22 protein-coding genes are annotated in these 20753 nt (G+C 63.4%); 13 read left to right on the top strand and 9 right to left on the bottom strand.

What is annotated here, in order from left to right:
• Window positions 1-98 precede the first annotated feature (98 nt).
• Entirely contained in the window at window positions 99-380 is a 282-nt protein-coding gene (locus tag L6639_RS23185; RefSeq protein ID WP_237863951.1) for a PsiF family protein, read from the bottom strand.
• Window positions 381-566: 186 nt separating this feature from the next.
• Here L6639_RS23185 and L6639_RS23180 point away from each other — a divergent pair, with 186 nt between their 5' ends.
• Complete coding sequence (locus L6639_RS23180; RefSeq protein WP_237863950.1) at window positions 567-1067, top strand: hypothetical protein; 501 nt, start codon at window positions 567-569, stop codon at window positions 1065-1067.
• 106 nt (window positions 1068-1173) lie between these two features.
• Here the strand turns inward: L6639_RS23180 and L6639_RS23175 are convergent, their stop codons facing one another.
• Window positions 1174-1722 carry a TetR/AcrR family transcriptional regulator gene (locus L6639_RS23175; RefSeq protein ID WP_237863949.1) on the bottom strand — a complete coding sequence of 183 codons (549 nt, stop codon included), beginning with the start codon at window positions 1720-1722 and terminating at the stop codon, window positions 1174-1176.
• 107 nt (window positions 1723-1829) lie between these two features.
• Here L6639_RS23175 and L6639_RS23170 point away from each other — a divergent pair, with 107 nt between their 5' ends.
• The 3 genes from L6639_RS23170 to L6639_RS23160 all read left to right on the top strand — a co-directional run bounded on the left by L6639_RS23170 (window position 1830) and on the right by L6639_RS23160 (window position 3610).
• Window positions 1830-2258: an acyl-CoA thioesterase gene (locus L6639_RS23170; RefSeq protein ID WP_237864359.1), complete on the top strand. Its 429-nt coding sequence runs from the start codon at window positions 1830-1832 to the stop codon at window positions 2256-2258.
• Window positions 2259-2261: 3 nt separating this feature from the next.
• Complete coding sequence (locus tag L6639_RS23165; RefSeq protein ID WP_237863948.1) at window positions 2262-2738, top strand: PaaI family thioesterase; 477 nt, start codon at window positions 2262-2264, stop codon at window positions 2736-2738.
• A 212-nt stretch (window positions 2739-2950) separates the two neighbouring features.
• Complete coding sequence (locus tag L6639_RS23160; RefSeq protein WP_237863947.1) at window positions 2951-3610, top strand: DsbA family protein; 660 nt, start codon at window positions 2951-2953, stop codon at window positions 3608-3610.
• Between the two features lie 83 nt (window positions 3611-3693).
• On the opposite strand, the gene L6639_RS23155 is transcribed toward L6639_RS23160, so the two are convergent.
• From L6639_RS23155 to L6639_RS23145, 3 genes are all read right to left on the bottom strand, one after another.
• Window positions 3694-3900, bottom strand: a complete 207-nt coding sequence (locus tag L6639_RS23155) for a hypothetical protein (RefSeq protein WP_237863946.1) — start codon at window positions 3898-3900, stop codon at window positions 3694-3696.
• 85 nt (window positions 3901-3985) lie between these two features.
• A complete protein-coding gene (locus L6639_RS23150; RefSeq protein WP_237863945.1) occupies window positions 3986-5056 on the bottom strand; it encodes a carboxylesterase family protein in 1071 nt (356 codons plus the stop codon).
• A 20-nt stretch (window positions 5057-5076) separates the two neighbouring features.
• Window positions 5077-6066, bottom strand: coding sequence for a S1C family serine protease (locus L6639_RS23145; RefSeq protein WP_237863944.1), 990 nt, complete (start codon window positions 6064-6066; stop codon window positions 5077-5079).
• 285 nt (window positions 6067-6351) lie between these two features.
• On the opposite strand from L6639_RS23145, the gene L6639_RS23140 reads away from it, so the two are divergent.
• The 7 genes from L6639_RS23140 to L6639_RS23110 all read left to right on the top strand — a co-directional run bounded on the left by L6639_RS23140 (window position 6352) and on the right by L6639_RS23110 (window position 14969).
• Complete coding sequence (locus L6639_RS23140) at window positions 6352-7770, top strand: M20 family metallopeptidase (RefSeq protein WP_237863943.1); 1419 nt, start codon at window positions 6352-6354, stop codon at window positions 7768-7770.
• 263 nt (window positions 7771-8033) lie between these two features.
• Window positions 8034-9824 carry a peptide ABC transporter substrate-binding protein gene (locus L6639_RS23135; RefSeq protein ID WP_237863942.1) on the top strand — a complete coding sequence of 597 codons (1791 nt, stop codon included), beginning with the start codon at window positions 8034-8036 and terminating at the stop codon, window positions 9822-9824.
• Window positions 9825-9853: 29 nt separating this feature from the next.
• Complete coding sequence (locus L6639_RS23130) at window positions 9854-10813, top strand: ABC transporter permease (protein ID WP_237863941.1); 960 nt, start codon at window positions 9854-9856, stop codon at window positions 10811-10813.
• Complete coding sequence (locus tag L6639_RS23125) at window positions 10779-11696, top strand: ABC transporter permease (RefSeq protein ID WP_237863940.1); 918 nt, start codon at window positions 10779-10781, stop codon at window positions 11694-11696. Before L6639_RS23130 ends, L6639_RS23125 begins: the two co-directional genes overlap by 35 nt.
• Window positions 11696-12691 carry an ABC transporter ATP-binding protein gene (locus tag L6639_RS23120; RefSeq protein ID WP_237863939.1) on the top strand — a complete coding sequence of 332 codons (996 nt, stop codon included), beginning with the start codon at window positions 11696-11698 and terminating at the stop codon, window positions 12689-12691. The genes L6639_RS23125 and L6639_RS23120 overlap by 1 nt, the downstream gene beginning before the upstream one ends.
• Window positions 12688-13656, top strand: coding sequence for an ABC transporter ATP-binding protein (locus L6639_RS23115; RefSeq protein ID WP_237863938.1), 969 nt, complete (start codon window positions 12688-12690; stop codon window positions 13654-13656). Before L6639_RS23120 ends, L6639_RS23115 begins: the two co-directional genes overlap by 4 nt.
• A gap of 65 nt (window positions 13657-13721) precedes the next feature.
• Window positions 13722-14969: an MFS transporter gene (locus L6639_RS23110; RefSeq protein ID WP_237863937.1), complete on the top strand. Its 1248-nt coding sequence runs from the start codon at window positions 13722-13724 to the stop codon at window positions 14967-14969.
• A gap of 6 nt (window positions 14970-14975) precedes the next feature.
• Here L6639_RS23110 and L6639_RS23105 read toward each other — a convergent pair whose 3' ends face one another.
• From L6639_RS23105 to L6639_RS23095, 3 genes are all read right to left on the bottom strand, one after another.
• Window positions 14976-15599, bottom strand: a complete 624-nt coding sequence (locus tag L6639_RS23105; RefSeq protein WP_377802850.1) for an HAD family hydrolase — start codon at window positions 15597-15599, stop codon at window positions 14976-14978.
• Window positions 15600-15741: 142 nt separating this feature from the next.
• Window positions 15742-15963, bottom strand: coding sequence for a dodecin (locus L6639_RS23100; RefSeq protein WP_237863936.1), 222 nt, complete (start codon window positions 15961-15963; stop codon window positions 15742-15744).
• 137 nt (window positions 15964-16100) lie between these two features.
• Entirely contained in the window at window positions 16101-17357 is a 1257-nt protein-coding gene (locus L6639_RS23095) for a glycosyltransferase family 87 protein (RefSeq protein ID WP_237863935.1), read from the bottom strand.
• A gap of 327 nt (window positions 17358-17684) precedes the next feature.
• On the opposite strand from L6639_RS23095, the gene L6639_RS23090 reads away from it, so the two are divergent.
• Both L6639_RS23090 and L6639_RS23085 read left to right on the top strand, forming a co-directional pair.
• Window positions 17685-18686, top strand: a complete 1002-nt coding sequence (locus L6639_RS23090; protein WP_237863934.1) for a glycoside hydrolase family 16 protein — start codon at window positions 17685-17687, stop codon at window positions 18684-18686.
• Between the two features lie 2 nt (window positions 18687-18688).
• Complete coding sequence (locus L6639_RS23085; RefSeq protein ID WP_237863933.1) at window positions 18689-20170, top strand: GH1 family beta-glucosidase; 1482 nt, start codon at window positions 18689-18691, stop codon at window positions 20168-20170.
• A 13-nt stretch (window positions 20171-20183) separates the two neighbouring features.
• Here L6639_RS23085 and L6639_RS23080 read toward each other — a convergent pair whose 3' ends face one another.
• Window positions 20184-20741, bottom strand: a complete 558-nt coding sequence (locus L6639_RS23080; RefSeq protein WP_028134115.1) for an HNH endonuclease — start codon at window positions 20739-20741, stop codon at window positions 20184-20186.
• Window positions 20742-20753 lie beyond the last annotated feature (12 nt).

Genomic DNA, 20753 nt, shown 5'->3' with positions numbered 1-20753 from the left:
CGCCTTATCGCAAATCGGCGAGAGGCACACAATTGCAGGCTCGTCATGCCGCAATGCGTGTGCCTCTCGACAAACGCGAGGAGAGGATTGTGACGGATCTACTTCTTGTCGGCGGCGGGCGCAGGCGCGGCAGCGCCGCCGGCCTTCGCGGACTTGATGCATTCGGAGCGGAATTTCTTGCGCTCCTTGCCATGCAGGCCCTTGGCATCCGCCTGCTTGGAGCATTCCAGCGACTCGGCCGAGTGCTCCTTCGGCGCCTTCTTGTCAGCGGTGGTAGCAGCATCGGTCTTGGCAGCCGGCGCCGCTGTCTGGGCGAAGGCGGTGCCGGTGGCGAACAGGGAGGCGATCGCGACGACGGCAAGGCGGGAGGCGAGGGTCATGATGTGGCTCTTCTTGCGAGAGTTGCGGAGGGCCGCGAACGTCGGCCCGCTTTGCTGAACGCCACATGAATAACCCGAACGCAGCGGCCACTATATTTTGGCCCCGACCACCATCGCTTTCTTGTCCGAGGTCGCCGACACGCTAGGATAGCAATCCTCGTTTTGCTTCCCTGAGGGAGACCAAGGATGACCATTCAAGCGAAATTGTTGTGTGCAATTGCGGTAACGGGCGTTGCCGCGCTGGTGGCGAGCGCACCGGCCCAGGCGTTGACCTCGCAGGAGTGCAGCGCGAAATATCAGGCCGCCAAGAAGGACGGCTCGCTCGGCACCATGAAGTGGAATGATTTCCGCAAGGCCCAGTGCGGCGCCGACGCCATGCCTGCTGCTGCGCCGACCGCAGCTGCCCCCGCCGCACCTCCGCCTGCCCCAGCGCCGACCACGACGGCGAAGAAGGAGGCCGCGCCCGCTGCTGCTCCGGCGCCGACCATGCCGGCCGGTCCCGCGATCTTCCCGAACGCCGTCGACCCGAAATACGCCAAGGAGACCGCCGGCAAGGCCCGCCTGCACACCTGTGTCGACCAGTACAATGCCAACAAGACCACCAACGGCAATGGCGGCATGAAGTGGATCGAAAAGGGCGGCGGCTATTACAGCGAATGCAACAAGAAGCTGAAGGGCGCGGCCTGAGGCTTCACGATGACGTCGAGGCCGGAGCCAGGCTCCGGCCTCTTGCAGATTATTGTTTGAGCATGATCTTTTCGGAAAGCCGCTGCACACTTTTCCGGATCATGCTCTAGTTCAGCAGTTTCTCGGCCGATTTCGCCACGAGCTGTGACCGCTTGCGTGGGCCGCGCTCGACGAACAACAGGCTCTGGCCGAAGATAAAGCAGTAGAACAGGAAGGCCTGCGCCTCGGCCTCCTCGGCTTCTAGGCCGGTCGCGCGATAGAGTTCGGCGACGTGCTTGAGCCGCGCCGCATCGACACTGGCGACCGCCGCCGCAGCGCTATCGTCTGAACGCGCCCACTGCCTGATCGCGAGCTCGATCGCCATGCCTTCCGGATTGAGTCGCTCGGAGTAGAGCTGGATCACCGCCTTCAGCCGCTCGCGGGGGGCTTCGCCGTCGAGGCTGGTCTGTTGCGCGATCGAGGCCGAACGGCCCTCGCGCCAGTGCACCAGCATGGCCTCGAGCAGCGCAGCGCGGTCGGCGAAGCGGCGGTAGAAGCCGCCTTTGGTGACGCCGAGATTCTTGGCGAGCACCTCGACCCTGACACCCTCGACACCTGCACGGGCAAGCTCCTTGAACCCTGCCTCGACCCAGACGTCGCCTTTGCCGTCGTTCATGAAAGAAGCCTCACCGGTTCTTGATACGCTGCCGTATTGCTAACGCGTCCCACGCTTGATACGCTACCGTATCAAAAATCTAGACACGGGCAGGGCGGGGAATGATGGTGGAGCAGGAGGCGACCTATCGCGGCACGGTCTATCCCTGGCAGTGCGATCATGTCGGCCACATGAACATCATGTGGTATGTCGGCAAATTCGACGAAGCCAATTGGAATCTGTTCGCCCGGCTTGGGCTGACGCCCAGCTATCTGCGCATCTCCGGCCGTGGCATGGCCGCGGTGCAGCAGAACATCACCTACAAGCGCGAGCTGCTCGCCGGCGACATCATTCAGGTCCGCAGTCACCTGCTCGAGCTGCGCGAAAAGTCGATCCGCTTCCGGCACGAGATGACGAACGCCGAAACAAGCGAGATCGCCGCGCTCTGCGAGATCACGGCCGTGCATATGGACCGCAGCCTGCGCAAATCCGCACCGTTCGCGGAAACCGTCCGCGAGACAGCGCTGCGATATCTTGTCGAACCGGTCGAGGCCTGAGCCATGGCTGCGTTCGAGCCGAAGAACCCAGGCTATCGTGCAGCGGCCATCGCGATGTTCGAGGGACAGTCGGCGATGCACACGCTCGGCATCGTGATCGTCCGCCTCGCGCCAGGCGAGGTCGAGCTCGCCATGCTACATTCGGCCGCCCTCACGCAGCAGAACGGTTTTGTCCATGCCGGCATCATCACCGCGGGGCTCGACAACGCCTGCGGCGTCGCCGCCTTCACGCTGATGCCGTCAGAGGCTGATATCCTCACGGTCGAGTTCAAGACCACGCTGCTTGCGCCCGCCCGTGGCGAACGCTTTGTCTTCAAAGCCGAGGTGATCAAGCCCGGCCGTACGCTGACCTTCTGCGAAGCCAGAGCTTTTGCCGAACACGAGGGCAAGACCACGCTGATCGCCACGATGACCGGCACGCTGATGGCGATGTTGCCTCGTGCAACCGCTTCGCATGAACCGCGCGCAGACCGCGCCTAGCGGCAATTGACAAGCCCCGCGGCGCATCCCTTGATGCGCCATGCTCACCAGCATCGCCATGAGTCTGAACGCTTTGGTGACCGCGTTCCTAGTCCCCCTGGTGGTGACCCTACCGGTGCGATGACATCGTCCCCGTGACACTCTATATGGTCTGTAGCAACTCCCGGTCCCGACGCGTATTTGCGAAAGATGGGACCGAAAGGGGACAAGATATGGCTGGATACAGGAATAAGGGACTTTCGCCGACGCGCCGAACGGCGCTGACGTTGATGGGCGCGGGCGCCCTTGCGGCCGGCAGGATGACGTTGGCGCGCGCGGCCACCGGTGGTGACGAGGTGCTGACCGAAGCCAAGGTGCTGCGCGATCCCGACGTTCCCGTTGCCGGCAATCCCGATGGCAACATCAGCATCATCGAATGGTCCGACTACAATTGCCCCTATTGCCGCAAGCTCGAGCCGGAGCTGCGCCAGGTCATCCAGGACGACGGCAAGGTCAGGCTCGTCTTGAAGGACTGGCCGATCCTCGGGCCGGTCTCGGTGACGGCCGCCCGTATCGCGCTCGCCGCGAAATACCAGGACAAGTATCACAAGGCCCATGACGCCATGATGGGCGTCAGCTCTCGCCTGACCGAATCGCGCATCAGCGAGTTGCTCGCCTCCGTCGGCGTCGACATGGACCGCCTCAAGGGCGACCTCACCGCGCACGCCAAGGACATCGACGCGATCCTCAAGCGCAACAACGAGCAGGCCGAAGCTTTCGGCTTCAACGGCACGCCGTCCTTTATCGTCGGCAAGTACCGCGTCCCCGGCGTGCTCAGCATGAACGAGTTCGAGCAGGTCATCGCCGACGCCCGCAAGGCCAAGATGAACTGATCTGTTGCCGCGCTGATCGCGGCCGAGACAAAGGCGCCGCCGCGGATCCGCGACGGCGCCTTGTTCATGTCCGGTCGATCGAATCACTTCGATGAAATGCGGACCCAGTCCTTGTGCGCGCGATCGCGCAGCAGGTCCCAATCGGCCTTCGCAACGTCCCAGTTCACGATGGTGCGATTGGTGATCGCGACCTCGCCATTGGCGACTGACGACGTCTGCATGGAATCATAGACATAGACGCCGCAAGCAAGCAGCAGCGCGCCCAGGATCATTCCGAGAAAAGTCTGCATAGCGAACCCTCCGGTGTGTCGGGCGGATAACGTCGGCCCGGAGTGATGGTTCCGCGACAGTGCGGCGCGGGTAAGGACACTTCGTTCACGCCCCGTTCAGCCACTCCAACAGCTCCGCGTTGATCTCGCGCGGATAGGTGTGACTGAGATCGTCGATTTCGCGATAGAAGACATCGGCGCCCGCGGCAGTGAGTGCCGCCTGCGTTTGTCGCGCGGTCTGCACCGGAAACATCCAGTCGAGCTTGCCGTGGGTGATGAAAACAGGCAGGCTCTGAAGCCGCGTAGCATCGGCCATCTCCGCCATCAACGGATGGAATGTCGCCGACACCGGCGCGAGATGGGTGAAGGGCGAGGCGCCATCGAGTCCGCTGACATAGCAGAAGGTGCCGCCGTCGCTCATGCCTGATAGCAGCATGCGTGAGGCGTCGACGGTCCAGCGACCGCGGACGGCTTCGAGGATGCGCATCAAATTGGGCGTGTCGGTGTCATCACCCATCAGCGCCCAGGTCTGCCCCGTCGCCGTCGGCGCCACCAGGATTGCGCCTACGCTGCGGGCATCGCGCAGCCAGCTCCACAGGAAGCCGCGGCCATTGCCGCTGCCGCCATGCAGCGCCATCACCAGCGGCCAGGCGCGATCCGGCGTGTAGTATTCGGGCACGTAGACCGAGAAGCCGCCACGGCTGCTGGGCTCATTGTGATCGTGGAAGATGCCGGTGTGCTCGCTGGCCCCGGCCTCTAGTCGTGATAGCAGCTCCTCATTCCCGCGATTGGAGATGTTGAGGAAGAAATTGCTCACTGGCGGGAATTGCACCGACAGCGGATAAAGCGCCTCTTGCGCGCGCGGCAGATGGCGCATCGCGCGGAAGACAGAGACGAGATCGCCATTGCCGCGCTCGACATCGCGGATGCCGGCAAATGCAGTAAGCGTCTCTTTGCAGGCGAGATCGAGCCGCTCGCGAAGCCCGGTGAACTGCTCCGGCCATTCTCCGATCGCCGCGTGCGCACTTTGCAACGCATCGTCAGGCGCGCCGATTGCGTTCATCACCGAGCCGAAGGCCGGCGGATGCAAGTGCCGGGCGAAGTAGCCGAGCGCTTCCAGCGCATTGAGCAATGGCGGCAGCACGGCCACGATGTCGTCAACGACGGCCTCGGTCATGGCTGCTTCCTTTGGCTGGATCAATGCAGCTTCGGCGCCTTCAGAAGCTTGAAGCGATCGGTCGACGTCACCGTGACGTCGAAGGTGACGCCTTCATGATGCGCGCTGCCCTGATGATGCACGGTGAGAGGCACGTCGACGCCGGCAGCGCCGAGCGACCACATCTTCTTGTAAAAGCTCGTCTGGCTCGTGACCTTCTCGCCGTCAACGGCAAGGATCACGTCGCCGGTCTTGAGCTCGGCGCGGGCAGCCGGACCGTTGGCGGAGATGCCGATCACCACCACGCGGTTGTCGATTTCGGTCGAATAGAGCCCGAGCCATGGCCGCGCCGGCTTGTTGACGCGACCGAATTTGCGCAGGTCGTCGAGGATTGGCTTCAACAGGTCGATCGGCACGACCATGTTGACGTGTTCGGCCTTGCCGTCGCGTTCACGATCGAGTTGGAGCGAGCCGATGCCGATCAATTCGCCGCGCTCGTTGATCAGTCCCGTGCCGCCCCAATTCGGATGGGCGGGATAAGTGAACAAGGCCTCGTCGAGCAGATACTCCCAGTATCCGGCGAATTCCTGCTTGGCGACGATCTGGCTTGCGACCGAACGCGTCCGACCACCGGCGCCGCCGACCACGACGCGGTCGCCGAGCCTGACGCCCGCCGAGGAGCCGAGCGGCAGCGGCTCGACGTCGAGCCGTCCGAGCGCCTGCACCAGGCCGAAGCCGGTGACGGCATCGAAGCCGAGCACATGTCCCTCCACGACGTGTCCGTCGCCGCGATGAAGCCAGACGGATTCCGCCTCGGTGATGAGATAGCCGATCGTGAGCACCAGCCCGTCATCGATCACGACGCCGTTGCCGGCGCGCTCGGTGCCGAGCGTTTCCGCACTGAAGGCGTCCGGAGGGATGATAGCGTGGAGGCCGACGATGGAAGCGAGCGCACGGTCGAGGTCGAAACCGTAGTCGCTCGCTCGCGGCTGATTTGCCGGCGGCACTCTCCATTCGGTCAGAACGGTCATGGAGTTCTCCTGGCTGAGAGCATCGCTCCGCTGTGGCTGCGGAACAACGCGCGAAGCAAGCATAATTTAGGCCGGAGGAGGCCATCTTGAAAGACTTGACCGCAACTATTCCAGATGTCGTGACGCGAATTTCCGAAGATGACACAAATTGTTCGCCCAAAGTCGGTGGCGGTTGGCCATTCGGCACGAACCGCATGGCTGCTGTCCCGCGAGGTGCTAGGCGGGCTTCAATGAAGCTGCTAACGGTTGCCGCTTCGCTTGACCAAGAGATCACGGACGGCAACCATGGACAATCGCAGCGACATCTGGCGTGGCATCGACACGATCAAGGGGCGTTTCATCGACCTCAGCGACAAGGTCTGGGGCATGCCCGAGGTCTGCTACACCGAAGCGCGCTCGTCCGCCGAGCATCTCGCTGAGCTGCGCCACCAGGGTTTCCGCATCACCGAGAAGGTGGCGGGTATTCCGACGGCGGTGATGGGCGAATGGGGCGAGGGCGGCCCGGTCATCGCCTTCATGGGCGAATACGATGCGCTGCCAGGCCTCAGCCAGGAGGCGGGTGTTGCCGAACACCGTCCGGTCGAGACCGGCGGTCACGGTCATGGTTGCGGTCACAATCTGCTCGGCTCGGCGGCGCTGCTCGCTGCGACCGCGGTCAAGGACTGGCTCGCCGAAAACAAGGTGCCCGGCCGCGTGCGCTATTACGGCTGCCCGGCGGAAGAAGGCGGCGCGGCCAAAGCCTTCATGGTGCGCTCGGGCGCGTTCGAGGACGCCGATATCGCCATTACCTGGCATCCGCACAGTTTCTGGGAAGTCGCGGTGACGCCGTCGCTCGCCAATACCCGCGCCGACTTCACCTTCACCGGCCGCACTTCGCATGCGGCGGCTTCGCCCCATCTCGGCCGCTCCGCGCTCGACGCGGTCGAGCTGATGAATGTCGGCGTGAACTACATGCGCGAGCACATGCCGAGCGATGCGCGCGTGCATTACGCGCTGCTGGACACCGGCGGCATTGCGCCCAACGTGGTGCAGGCCCATGCCCGCGTGCGCTATTCCATTCGCGCCCGGGACCTTCCCGGCATGAACGAGCTCGTCGGGCGCGTCAGCAAGATCGCGGAGGGCGCGGCCTTGATGACCGAGACCAAGGTCGAGATGAAGATCATCTCCGCGGTTTCCAACATCCTGCCGAACACGCCGCTGGAGCAGGCGCTGCATCGGGTCATGGAAGAACTCGGACCGCCGCATTTCGACGACACCGACAAGGGCTTTGCCAGCGAGATCCGCGCGACGCTGACCGACAAGGACATCGCGTCGGTCTATTACGCGATCGGCATGGAGCCGACGGAGCGGCCGCTGGCTGACTTCCTGGTGCCGCTGGATGCCAAGCGCAACCCGTTAGTCGGTTCGACCGATGTGGGTGATGTCAGCTGGGTCGTGCCGACCGTGCAGGTACACGCACCGACGGTTGCAATCGGCACGCCGTTCCACACTTGGCAGGTGGTGGCGCAGGGCAAGAGCGCTCACGCCCACAAGGCGATGGTGCAGGCGGCCAAGGCTATGGCCGGCCTCGGCATCAAGGCGTTGACTGAACCGGAACTGATCAAGGCTGCGAAGGCCGATTTGACGAAGCGGACGGCCAAGACGCCTTATGTCTGCCCGCTGCCGGACCACGTCGCGCCGCCGCTCAATATGTCCGTAGCGTAGAATTCCATCTCGATACTTCGTCTGATCTCGCGAACAAATTTTTCGCAGTGCAACTAGGTTTCCAGCGGATTTTGGCGCTGGTATGCCGAACCGTTGGGCTGCGGAATGAAGTTTTGCCCAACAGACAGCCAGAACATCGTTTGCACACACACGGCTGCAGTTGACGTGCGGCCTATTCGGTGTGCCATCTACCGCCAGCCAAAACCCGGTGGCCGTTCCGCGCGGCCGCCTACAAGCATATGGGAACCAGACGGGGGACAACCATGCTGGACAAAGAACTGCGTTCGATGATCGGTAAGGTGAAGGACGGGCGGATGGATCGCCGCGCCTTCATTCAGCGCTTGGCCGCGGTCGGCCTCACCGCCCCCCTGGCGAATCAGATTCTCGCCATCGGCGGCGTCGCCATGGCCCAGAGCCCGTCGCCATATCCCCCGACCAAGCGCGGCGGCGGTGGCCCGCTCAAGCTGTTGTGGTGGCAAGGACCGACCTTGCTCAATCCGCATTTCGCCACCGGCACCAAGGATCAGGATGGCTCGCGTCTGTTCTATGAGCCGCTCGCCAGCTGGGATGTCGACGGCCACCTCAATCCGATCCTCGCCGCCGAGATCCCGTCAATCAAGAATGGCGGCCTTACCGCTGACGGCAAGTCGGTGACCTGGAAGATCAAGCCCGGTGTCAAATGGCACGACGGCAAACCCCTGACGGCCGACGATTTCGTCTTTACCTGGGCTTATGTCAGCGACCCTGCCACGGCGGCCGTCTCCATCAGCACCTATGCCGACATGACGGTCGAAAAGGTGGATGACTTGACCATCCGTATCCTGTTCAAGAATCCGACTCCGTTCTGGGCGAATGCGTTCGTCGGCGCCTATGGATGCGTTATCCCGAAACATCTGTTTGCGGACTACAAGGGATCGAAGTCCCGCGAAGCGCCGGCCAACCTGGCTCCGGTCGGCACCGGCCCCTACAAGTTCGTCGAGTTCAAGCCGGGCGACCTGATCCGCGGTGAGCTCAATCCCGACTACCACATGCCCAACCGTCCACATTTCGACACCATTGAGATGAAGGGGGGCGGCGATGCCGTCTCCGCGGCGCGAGCGGTGATCCAGACCGGCGAGTTCGATTTCGCCTGGAACATGCAGGTCGAGGACGAAGTGCTGCTGCGTCTCGAGAAGGGTGGCAAGGGCAAGACCACCTATGCCGTGGGCGGCGACATCGAGTTCATTGCGATCAACTTCACCGATCCGAATACCGAGGTCGATGGTGAGCGGTCCTCGATGAAGACCAAGCACCCGATTCTGTCGGACCTCGCGGTCCGTCAGGCGCTCGCGTTGCTGGTCGACCGCGAGTCCGTCAAGAAGGCGATTTACGGCCGCGCCGGTCGCACCACCGCGAACTACCTCAATGGTCCCGACGACTTCGTGTCCAAGAACACCAAATGGGAGTTCAGCGTCGACAAGGCGATCGCGCTGCTGGAGAAGGCCGGATGGAAGGCCGGTGCCGACGGCATCCGGGAGAAGGACGGCAAGAAGCTGAAGTTCGTCTACCAGACCTCGATCAACGGTCCGCGCCAGAAGACTCAGGCGATCGTCAAGCAGGCCTGCCAGAAGGCGGGCATCGACGTCGAGCTGAAATCGGTCGTCGCCTCGGTGTTCTTCTCCTCCGACGTCGCCAATCCCGACACCTACTCGAAGTTCTACACCGACATCGAGGAGTTCCAGATCCCGATGACGCAGCCGGATCCTGCGCTGCACATGAAGCGCTACACCTCGAGCCAGATCGCCAGCAAAGACAACAAATGGCAAGGGCAGAACTTCCCGCGCTGGGTCAACAAGGATTACGACGCCGCGATTGAGGCTGCGGAGACCGAGACCGACCCGGTCAAGCGGGCCGCGCTCTACATCAAGTGCAATGACATGCTGTGGCAGGAAACCGTATTCATCCCGGTGATGCACCGCCTGACGGTGGATGCCTGCGCCACCACGCTGCAGCCGGTCGTCTCGGGCTGGGCCAACCGGACCGACAACATCCAGGACTGGTACAGGGGAGCATGATCGCGCGGGCATAGACGGGATTCTTCCCCATGAGCCAGTATGTCCTGCGCCGCCTTCTGATCGCTATTCCGAGCCTGCTCGGCATTTCGGCGGTCCTGTTCTTCGTGCTGGCTCTTGCGCCCGGCGATCCGTTTTCGGAGTTGGCGACCAATCCGAACGTGCCACCCGAAGTGCAGGCTGCACTTCGGGCCAGGTTCGGCCTCGACGATCCGATCTATCTCCGCTACCTGCACTGGCTCTCTGCCATGGCGCATGGGGATTGGGGCTTCTCCTTCGTCAGCAGGATGGACGTCGACAGGCTGATCCTCCAGCGCCTGCCGGCCACGCTCTACGTGATCGGCTCCGCGCAGGTCCTGGCGCTCCTGATCGCAATCCCCGTCGGGGTCTACGCCGCCACAAAGCCCTATTCGCTGTTCGACCAGATCGCGAATACGCTCGCCTTCATCGGCTTCTCGCTGCCGACCTTCTTCACCGGTCTCCTGTTCATCCTAATCTTCTCGGTGACGCTGGACTGGCTGCCCTTTGTCTACACCACCGACATCAAGGCCACCGGCATCCGCTGGGTGCTGGAGATGATCCGTCAGGCCATCATGCCCGTGGCGGTGCTCGGCCTGTTCCAGGCGGCATCGATGACGCGCTTCGTCCGTTCGGCGATGCTCGACGTCATCAGGCTTGACTACGTCACCACGGCGCGCGCCAAGGGTCTCGGCCAGGCCAAGGTCATCGTCAAGCACGTGATGCGCAACGCCATGATCCCGGTCGTCACGCTGATTGCGCTGCAGATGCCCGCCGTGTTCGGCGGCGCCATCGTCACCGAGCAGATCTTCCGTATTCCTGGCATCGGATCGCTGCTGATCTCCTCCATCCTTTCCAACGACACGCCGGTGGTGATGGCCGTCACTTTCGTCTTCGCCTGCCTTGTCGTGCTGTTCAATCTCATCGCGGACGTCCTGTATGGCTGGCTTGATCCTCGCATCTCCCTCCGCTAAGCGGGGCGTCTACTCGCCCTGGCGCGAGACGTGGCGGCGCTATAGCCGCCACAAGCTCGCCGTGGTCAGCGCCTTCCTGCTTCTCGTTCTGATTTTGGCCGTCGTCGTCGGCCCTTTGATCTGGCGCGTCAAGATCAACGACATCGACATCGTCGCCGGCCTGCAGGGGCCGTCGCTCGCCCATCCCTTCGGCACCGACGATCTCGGCCAGGACATCCTGGCGCGCATGATCTATGGCGGCCGCATCTCGCTTGCCGTCGGGCTTGCCGCGATGCTGGTGTCGGTGGTCATCGGCACGCTGGTTGGCGCGCTGGCCGGCATGTCGCGCGGCGCGCTCGGGCACGGTCTGATGTGGCTCACCGACCTCTTTCTGTCGCTGCCGCAGCTGCCGCTGCTGCTGATGCTGATCTATCTGTTTCGCGACGGGCTGAAAGCGATGTTCGGTCCCGAGGGTGGCATCTTCATCCTGATCGTGCTCGTGATCGGCGGCCTGCGCTGGATGCCGGTGGCGCGCCTCGTCCGTGCACAGTTCCTGTCGATCCGTGAGAAGGAGTTTGTCGAGGCCGCGCGTGCGCTCGGCGCGAGCCCGGTGCGGCAGGTGGTGAAGCACATCCTGCCCAATGCGCTCGGCCCGGTCATCATCGCCGGCACCATCGACGTTGCCGCCGCGATCATCGCGGAATCGACGCTGTCCTTTCTTGGTCTCGGCTTCCCGCCCGATACCCCGACCTGGGGCCGGCTGCTGTTCGACGCCAAGGACTTCCTCGACATCGGCCCGCACTGGGCCCTGTTTCCGGGCGGCGCGATCTTCATCGCGGTGGTCGCCATCAACTTCATCGGCGACGGTCTGCGCGATGCACTCGATGCGCGACGGGTGATCTGATGGTGCCGTTGCTCGAGATCAAAGGTCTCAAGACCCACTTCTCCACCGACGATGGCATCCTCCAGGCCGTCGACGGTGTCGACATCACCATCAACAAGGGCGAGACGCTCTGCGTCGTCGGCGAGTCCGGCTGCGGCAAGACCGTGACTGCAATGTCGATCCTGAAGCTGATCGCCATGCCGCCGGGCCGCATCGCGGCCGGCGAGATCATCTTTGAGGGCCGTGATCTGGTGCCGTTGACGAGCAAACAGCTCGATGACATCAGAGCCAAGGAGATCGGCTTCATTTTCCAGGAGCCGATGACCTCGCTCAATCCGGTGCTCACGGTCGGCGAACAGATCGCCGAGAGCCTGCGCCGCCACGAGAACGTCACCCGGAGGCAGGCGCTCGAGCGCACCATCGAGATGCTGAAGCTGGTGCAGATTCCGAACGCCGAAGGCCGTGTGCACAACTATCCGCACCAGTTCTCCGGCGGCATGCGCCAGCGCGTGATGATCGCGATGGCGCTGGCCTGCAAGCCCAAGCTGATCATCGCCGACGAGCCGACCACCGCGCTCGACGTCACCATCCAGGCGCAGATCCTCGACCTGCTCCAGGACATGAAGGAGCGCTTCGGCATGGCGGTGATGCTGATCACCCATGCCATGGGCGTCGTCGCCGAAACGGCTCAGCGCGTCGTCGTGATGTATGCCGGCAAGGTGGTGGAGGAGGCCGGCGTCGACGCTCTTTTCGCCGATCCGCGCCATCCCTATACGCAAGGCCTGATCCGGTCGATCCCGCGCATCGATCTCGATAGCGAGCACAAGACGCGGCTCGAGGCAATCGGCGGTTCGGTGCCGATCCTGATCAATCCGCCGGTCGGCTGCCGCTTTGCGCCGCGCTGCAAGTTCGCCATGAACGTCTGCACCGAGAAGGAGCCGCTGCTGCGCGTGATTGCGCCGGGCCACCGCATGGCCTGTCATCTCGGCGATCCGCAATCGGGAGGCGCGGCATGAGCGAGCCCTTGCTCCGCGTCAGCGGCCTGAAGAAATATTTCCCCGTGCTCGGCGGCCTGTTGTCGCGCCAGGTCGGCACTGTCTATGCGGTCGATGGCGTGTCGTTCTCCGTCAATCGCGGCGAGACTCTTGGTCTCGTCGGCGAATCCGGCTGCGGCAAGTCGACGACGGGGCGCTGCGTGCTGCGCCTGATCGAGCCGACTGACGGCGAAGTCACCTTCGACGGCCAGGACGTGCGCCAACTCGGCGGCAACGATTTGCGCGCGATGCGGCGAAACATGCAGCTGGTGTTCCAGGATCCGTTCGCCTCGCTCAATCCGCGCATGACGGTCGGCTCCATCCTCGGCGAGGCCTTCACCATCCACAATCTGGCAGCCAATGCCAGGGAGCGGGAGGAACGCGTCGCGGGCTTGCTGGTCAAGGTCGGCCTCAAGGCCGAGCACATGCGACGTTATCCTCACGAATTCTCCGGCGGCCAGCGTCAGCGCATCGTGATCGCGCGGGCGCTCGCGGTCGAGCCGAAGCTGATCGTCTGCGACGAGCCGGTATCCGCGCTCGACGTCTCGATCCAGGCGCAAGTCATCAATCTGCTGGAAGATCTCCAGGCCGAGCTGAACCTCACTTATCTCTTCGTGGCGCACGACCTGTCGGTGGTCGAGCACATCTCCGACCGCGTCGCGGTGATGTATCTCGGCCGTATCGTCGAGCTGGCGAAGGCCAGCGATCTCTATCGCAATCCGCAGCATCCCTATACCAAGGCGCTGCTCTCTGCCGTGCCGGTGCCGGATCCCAAGCTCAAGCGCAACCGCATCCGCCTCAAGGGAGACGTGCCGAGCCCGATGAAACCGCCGTCGGGCTGCCACTTCCACACCCGCTGCCCGATTGCCCAGCCCCGCTGCGCCGAAGCCGCGCCGGAGCTGAAGGAAGGCACAGGTGGGCATTTCGTGGCATGTCATCTGGCCTGAAGTTGCGCGGTGCATAGGTCCTTGGAGGCCTTGATCGCGAGGGATGGACTGGCGTAGGGGGACGTATGAGCCAGGTACAGGACGTCACTCTCGGCGCGATTGATACGGCCCCGACCGATCGCGATGCGGAAGCGCGCCGGGCGCTGTGGGGATCGGCGCTCGGCTACGCCATGGATGGGTTCGACCTCCTCATCCTCGGCTTCATGCTGACGGCGATTTCGAAGGACCTTCATCTCACGCAGCCGCAAGCGGCCTCGCTGGTGACAGGAACGCTGGTCGGCGCGGTCGTCGGCGGCGTCGGCTTCGGCATGCTGTCGGACCGGCTTGGCCGCGTTCGGGTTCTGACCTGGAGTATCGTCCTGTTCGCGATCTTCACCGGCCTCTGCGCGCTGGCGCAGGGCTATTGGGACCTCCTGGCTTATCGGGCCGTCGCCGGCATCGGCCTCGGCGGCGAGTTCGGCATCGGCATGGCGCTGGTGGCGGAGGCCTGGCCTGCGAGCAAGCGCGCGCGGGCAACGTCTTACGTGGGGCTTGGCTGGCAGTTCGGCGTGCTCATGGCGGCGCTGGTGACGCCGGTCCTGTTACCGGTCATCGGCTGGCGCGGGATGTTCGCGCTCGGCGTGTTTCCGGCGGTGATCGCATACGTGATCCGGCGCAAGCTGCACGAGCCTGACGTCTTCATCGCGCATCAGGCAAAGGCTGCAGATGCCGGTTCGTCACTTCGTGCGCTCGTGGTCGATGCGGAGACGACCCGGATCGGCATCGGCATGATCATCCTCTGCTCCGTGCAGAATTTCGGCTATTACGGCATCATGATCTGGCTGCCGAACTATCTCTCGACGCGGTTCGGCTATGGCCTGACGCAATCGGCGCTCTGGACCGCGGTGACGATTGCCGGGATGGCGCTCGGCATCTTCCTGTTCGGTCATGCGGCCGACCGTTTCGGCCGTCGTCCCGCGTTCCTGACCTACATGCTGGGCGCGGCCATCATGGTGGTGGTCTATTCGCAGTTGACATCCGCCGGTGCGCTGCTGATCGGCGGAGCGGTGATGGGCTTCTTCGTCAACGGCATGCTCGGTGGCTACGGTGCGCTGATGAGCGAGCTTTATCCGACCGCGGCGCGCGCCACTGCGCAGAACGTGTTCTTCAACATCGGTCGAGCGGTCGCCGGCTTCGGCCCGCTGGTGGTCGGCATCGTCAGTGCCGCCTACGGCTTTCCAACCGCGATCGCAGGTCTTGCGCTGCTATATCTCATCGACATCGTGGCGTTGCTCGTGCTGATCCCGGAGCGGCGCGGCGTCGATCTCGCCTGACGTCGTTCACTGCCTGCGAAGCAGGCCGTGAGCCGAAAGAGTTTGCTTGAACGTCTCCACGGACGTGTAGTGATGCGCGAGGAGACCCGCCTGCCGCGCTCCCGCGACATTGGCCGCAAGGTCGTCGACAAAGAGCACATTCTCCGGTTCGACCTCGAGCTCTGAAACGCAGAGGCGGTAGCAGAGCGGATCGGGCTTCGCCGTCTTGAACTGCGCCGAGGTGTAGATCCTGGAGCCGAACAGCGGCCGCAATTCCGGCAGCAGCGTATCGATGTGATCGGCAACCAGCGTGGTATTGTTGGTCAGGATGGCGATATCGACGGTTCGGCGCGAGTCTTCGACAATCTCCAGCATGGCGCAATCGGCCTGCATCGAGCGGCGTCGCGCCTCCACCCATTCGTCGAGCGACAGCGGATAGCCGATACGCTCGCCGAAGCCGCGCAGATAGGCAGCGCCATCGAGCGTGCCGGAATCGCCGAGCAGCTCGAAGCCACTGTCCCATATGGCTCGATGAACATATTCGTCTGTCGATCCCGCAAGCTCCGCCAGGCGCGCGATGCGCTTTCCCCTGTCATAGTCGCAGAGGACATTGTCCATGTCGAAGAGGACGAGCTTGATTTGATCAGTCACGGCGACACTCTGGACCCGGCCGGTACATCCGGCCGCGAGCAGAGTGATATCCAACACGCCACCGAGCGCAAGTCCGTCGTCATCGGATGGACGCAGACGCGAAGGTCCTATTGCCACCGCATCCGGCGAAGGAGGAGCGGGGTTAGCCTTCCAGCGTAAACCCGACGCGCAGCGTCACCTGGTAGTGACGCACCGCACCGTTCTCGATGTGGCCGCGGGTCTGCACCACCTCGAACCATTTCATCTCGCGGATGGTCTTGGACGCGCGGCTGACTGCGTTCTTGATGGCGTCCTCGATCGAGGACTCGGACGATCCGACCAGCTCCAGGATCTTGTAGACATGATCCTTCTCGGCTGTGGGCATGGGTGCGCCTCCCTTGGTTGCGGTGCGGCGGGCGCAGGCGCGTGCCTGCGCGCGCCGCCGCATCGCTCCCAATTGAACGGGGACCACCCTTTCCGGTTCCGTCAGGTTCGATGATCCGCGTGTCGGATCGAGAAGAATTATTTTGCGACGGGTGCGGCCTGCGGCAGGACCGATGCAGGCTGTGTCCCGCGCCACAGCACCCGCAACAGCAGAACCAGCAGCGCCATCAACGCGAAGCCGCCGAGGGCGGGTGCGAAATGCTGGCTGGGGTCGGCCTTTTGTCCGAACTGAACGGCGAGCCGTCCCGACTGCAACAGCCCATAGGCGCCTGCGAACAGGATCAGCCCGTACGCCACATCGCGCTCGCGCGAACTCGCCATCCCCGCGAGATCGGGCAGCGCCAGCGCCAGCCCGATCCCGAGGATCGGCAGGTCGTAATCATAGGCATAGGGGCTGATCATCACCGACACCATCACGGTGATGCCGAGTGCGAATTTCAACGATAGGCCGCGGGCCGCGCCGACGAGGACGGCGAGCAAGGCCAGGCCCCCGACGACGACCTGTCCCCAGAAGGCGGCGCTCGCCGGAAGGCCGGCCTTGTAGAGTGCAGCATAGGTCGAGATCATGCGAAACAACGGGTAGAATCCCTGCTCGAGAAAGCTCGCCGATTCCCTGATCGCCCCTAGCCACGCGATCCAGATCTGCCAGCCGAACAGTAACGTGCAGATAAGCGAGCTCGTCACCACCACGACTGCAGCGGTCGCGAGCGCGAGCCATCGCCGCGTCGCCAGCAGGTAGACGCCTAGCGCAATGGCAAGGTGCGGCTTGATGACCATGGCGCCGAGTGCGAGGCCGGCGAGCCATTGCCGCCGGTCGACGTTGAGGCAGACCAGCGCGATCAGCGCGCCGGTGAGAAAGCCGTTCTGTCCGCAGCCGATGGTGATCGCGAGTGCTGGAAACAGGATCACCAGCGCTAGCGCGAAATTCGTGCCCGAGATCGCGCGCAGCGCCAGAAGATAGAGCGCCAGTGTCGCGGTCGTGAACAGGAGATAGCCGACGCCGACCGGAAGGAACGCGAACGGCGCGAGCAGGAGACCGTATTGCGGCGGATAGGTCCAGGGCATGAAGCCGGTCACGCCGCCGGCGGCTTCCATCTGCATCTTCAGCAGCGCGTCGAAATGATAGGCCTGATCGAGATCGCCACGCCAGACGCGCTGCGCGACAATGTGGAAGGCGTCGAAATCGGCGAGCTCGCGATCCGCCCAGCCGCCCCAGCGCGCGAACCAGAACGTCTTGAACGCCACGATCGCCGCCAGTGCGGCCAGCACGAAGCGCACATAAGTCGTCCGCTTCGACGGCGAGAACCGAACCTGTTCCAGTGTTTCGGCGAGCATGGTGGCGGCGACCTCGAACCTGTCGGATTGGTGGCGGCGTGGGCGGGGTCCGCAGATTTCTGCCAAACTGCCATTGGAGGCTTAAGGGACAGTAACGAATAGGGAAGGATTTTGGCGGGGGGCGCCCAAATGGCGGAATGGAGGCGCGAGGATCGAGGCCGCTCGTTCGCTGATTTTGTGCCGAGGTGAAACGATTTTCGGCCGGTTTCTGTGAGGGGGCGCGATGTCTTTTCGAAATCGCCCGCGCGCGTCGGATGGGTGCGCTTGCCGGTTCAGTTAGTGGCGAGCTAATTTCTGCGAAGTTCCTCATATATTCGATGTACGGCGATGATCGACCGTGGGACGAAAGGCGCTCTGGCTGCGATCGGTTTGTTGACCTTGCCGGCGTTGAGTGCCGCGCAGGACGAGCTTGGTGACGCGCCGCGCGGCCTGTCGCTGCAGGTCACCACCGATCCTTCCACGATCGAGTGCCGCAAGCTGGAAGCAGTCAATACCTCTTCGCTCGAGTTCCTGCCGCTGCATCGGACCTTCAACGACGATTTCGATGAGCATCCGCTCTCGCACGGACGCTGGGTGCCGCATTATGCTGGCGGCGCCGCTTGGCCGGACGCCCGCTATTGGGGCGGCGATGGCTCCGACTTCAAGCGCAAGACCAGCGCCAATGGCGAACAGCAGATCTATGTCGATCCGCGCTACGCCGGGCGTGCGGGGGTGCCGCTCGGGCTCGATCCGTTCAAGGTCACGAACGGCGTGCTGTCGATCGTCGCCAGCCGCACGCCACCGGAACTGAAGCCAGTTCTTTTCAACAACGAGTACATCTCGGGAGTCCTGACGACGCAGGGCACGTTCGCGCAGAAGCACGGCTATTTCGAAATCCGTGCCAAGGTGCCGGTCGGCCACGCGGTGTGGCCGGCGTTCTGGATGCTGGCGGATGACGGCGGCTGGCCGCCGGAGGTCGACGTGCTGGAAGGCCGTGGCGAGAGGCCTGGCGATCTCGTCATGACCACGCATTGGCGGATTCCGTCGACCCAGAAGATCCAGTCTTGCGGCTTCGATTTTGCGGTCGGCGATGCTTCGCGCGCATTCCACAATTACGGTGTACTGTGGGAGGAGGATCGCCTGGTCTATTTCATAGACCGCAGGCCGGTCTCCGATATCAAGGTGCCGATCGGCTTCGACGATCCCATGTACATGATTGTCAATCTCGCGATCGGATCAAAATTCTTTCCCGGGGTCAGCCCGGTCGATGCGGAATCGCCCGAGAGCGTCGCGTTCGAGATCGACCGGATTTCCGCCTATCAGATCGATGTGGAGCAGGCGCGGAGATAGCGATGCCGATCGACGTCTCACGGCGCGATTTTGCAAAACTTGCGGGCCTGGCCGCGCTTGGCACAGCGACGGGCGCCAGAACTGCGGAGCAGGAAAAGGCTGCAGGGAATGAAACATCCGCTTCGGTTGAGCGCGGCGGGCCTTTCCCGAAGGGCTTCTTGTGGGGCACGGCGACCTCGTCCTACCAGATCGAAGGTGCGGTCGACGAAGATGGCCGCGGCAAGTCGATCTGGGACACTTTCAGCCACACGCCGGGCAAGATCGAGGATGGTTCCACCGGTGACCGCGCCAATGAGCACTATCGCCGCTACAAGGAAGACGTCGCGCTGATCAAGGCGCTAGGTGTCAAGGCTTACCGCTTCTCGATTGCATGGTCGCGCGTGTTTCCCGATGGATCGGGGCAGCCCAATCCAAAAGGACTCGACTTCTACAACCGTCTCGTCGACGAGCTGCTTGCAAGTGGCATCGAGCCCTATGCGACGCTTTACCACTGGGACCTGCCACAAGCGCTGCAGGATCGTGTCGGCGGATGGTCGTCGCGTGATACGTCAAAAGCGTTTGCCGATTTCGCCGGCTACGTCGCTGCGCGCCTGACCGATCGCGTCAAGAACATTTTTACTGTAAACGAGGTCGGACGCTTCGTGAACTTCGGCTATGGCTGGGGCATCGACGCGCCCGGCCTCAAGCTGCCGACCGCGCAGCTCAACCAGGCGCGCCATCACGTCGCGCTGGCGCATGGGCTTGCCGTGCAGGCGATCCGCGCCTCCGGACGCGCCGGCACCCGCGTGGGCGCAGCCGAGAACATCGCGGCATGCGTGCCGGCGATCGCGACACCGGAAAACATCCGCGCCGCCGAGATCGCAACACGCGAGCTCAACGCCGGCTTCCTCGGCGTGGTGCTGGAGGGCAAGTACACTGACGGTTTCCTCGCTTATGCCGGTGCCGACGCGCCGAAGTTCACGGCGGAGGAATTGAAGATCATCGGAACGCCGAATGATTTCGTCGGACTCAATATCTACGCGCCGCAATTCTACGTCACCGCCTCCGATCGCGCGCCGGGCTTCCATGTGCTGCCGTTCCCGACCTCGTTCCCCCACATGAATTCGGAATGGCTGCGGGTCGGCCCCGAAGTAATCTACTGGGCCCCGCGCCTCGCCGCGAAGATTTGGAACATCGAGAACATCTACATCAGCGAGAACGGTACCTCGTCCGAGGACAGGATTTCCGCCGACGGCCAGATCTACGACCTCGACCGCATCATGTTCCTGCGCAACTATCTGACCCAGATGCAGCGCGCCATCGCCGAAGGCGTTCCGATCCGCGGCTATTTCCTGTGGAGCCTGATGGACAATTTCGAGTGGATTTTCGGCTACGGCAAGCGCTTCGGCCTTTACCGGGTCGACTTCGAGACGCAGGCGAGGGTGCCGAAGCTGAGCGCGGCCTTCTATCGGGACGTGGTGGCGAGCAACGCGATCGGGGCGTGAGGCGGCGCAAGCCCTACGGATCCAGCTCCGTATCCCAGTAGAGGTAGTCCAGCCAGCTGTCGTGCAGATAGTTCGGCGGGAACAGGCGACCGTTGCGGTGGAGCTGGTGCACGGTCGGTGCGAACGCGTTCTGGCGCGGAAACATCTTTGCCTGAGCCGGCGTGAGATTGCCCTTGCGCAAATTACAGGGCGAGCACGCCGCGACCACGTTCTCCCAGGTGGTCTGGCCGCCTTTGCTGCGCGGGATGATGTGATCGAAGGTGAGGTCTTCCGGCGAACCGCAATATTGGCAGGCGAAACGATCGCGCAAGAAGACGTTGAACCGGGTGAAGGCGGGATGCGTGGTCGGCTTGACGAAGGATTTGAGCGAAACCACGCTCGGCAGCTGCATTTGCAGCGTGGGACTGTGAACCGCCTGGTCGTAATGCGCTACGATATTGACGCGGTCGAGGAACACCGCCTTGATCGCGTCCTGCCACGACCACAGAGACAGTGGGTAGTAACTCAGCGGCCGGAAGTCCGCGTTCAGGACCAGCACCGGCCAACTGCCTTGCGAGACATGTGCGTTCAAGTAACGCTCCCG

It is taken from the genome of Bradyrhizobium zhengyangense, from assembly GCF_022012555.1.
Classification (GTDB): domain Bacteria; phylum Pseudomonadota; class Alphaproteobacteria; order Rhizobiales; family Xanthobacteraceae; genus Bradyrhizobium; species Bradyrhizobium zhengyangense.
Note: the sequence above shows the minus strand (reverse complement) of the source record. Positions and strands in the feature narration are given on the sequence as shown.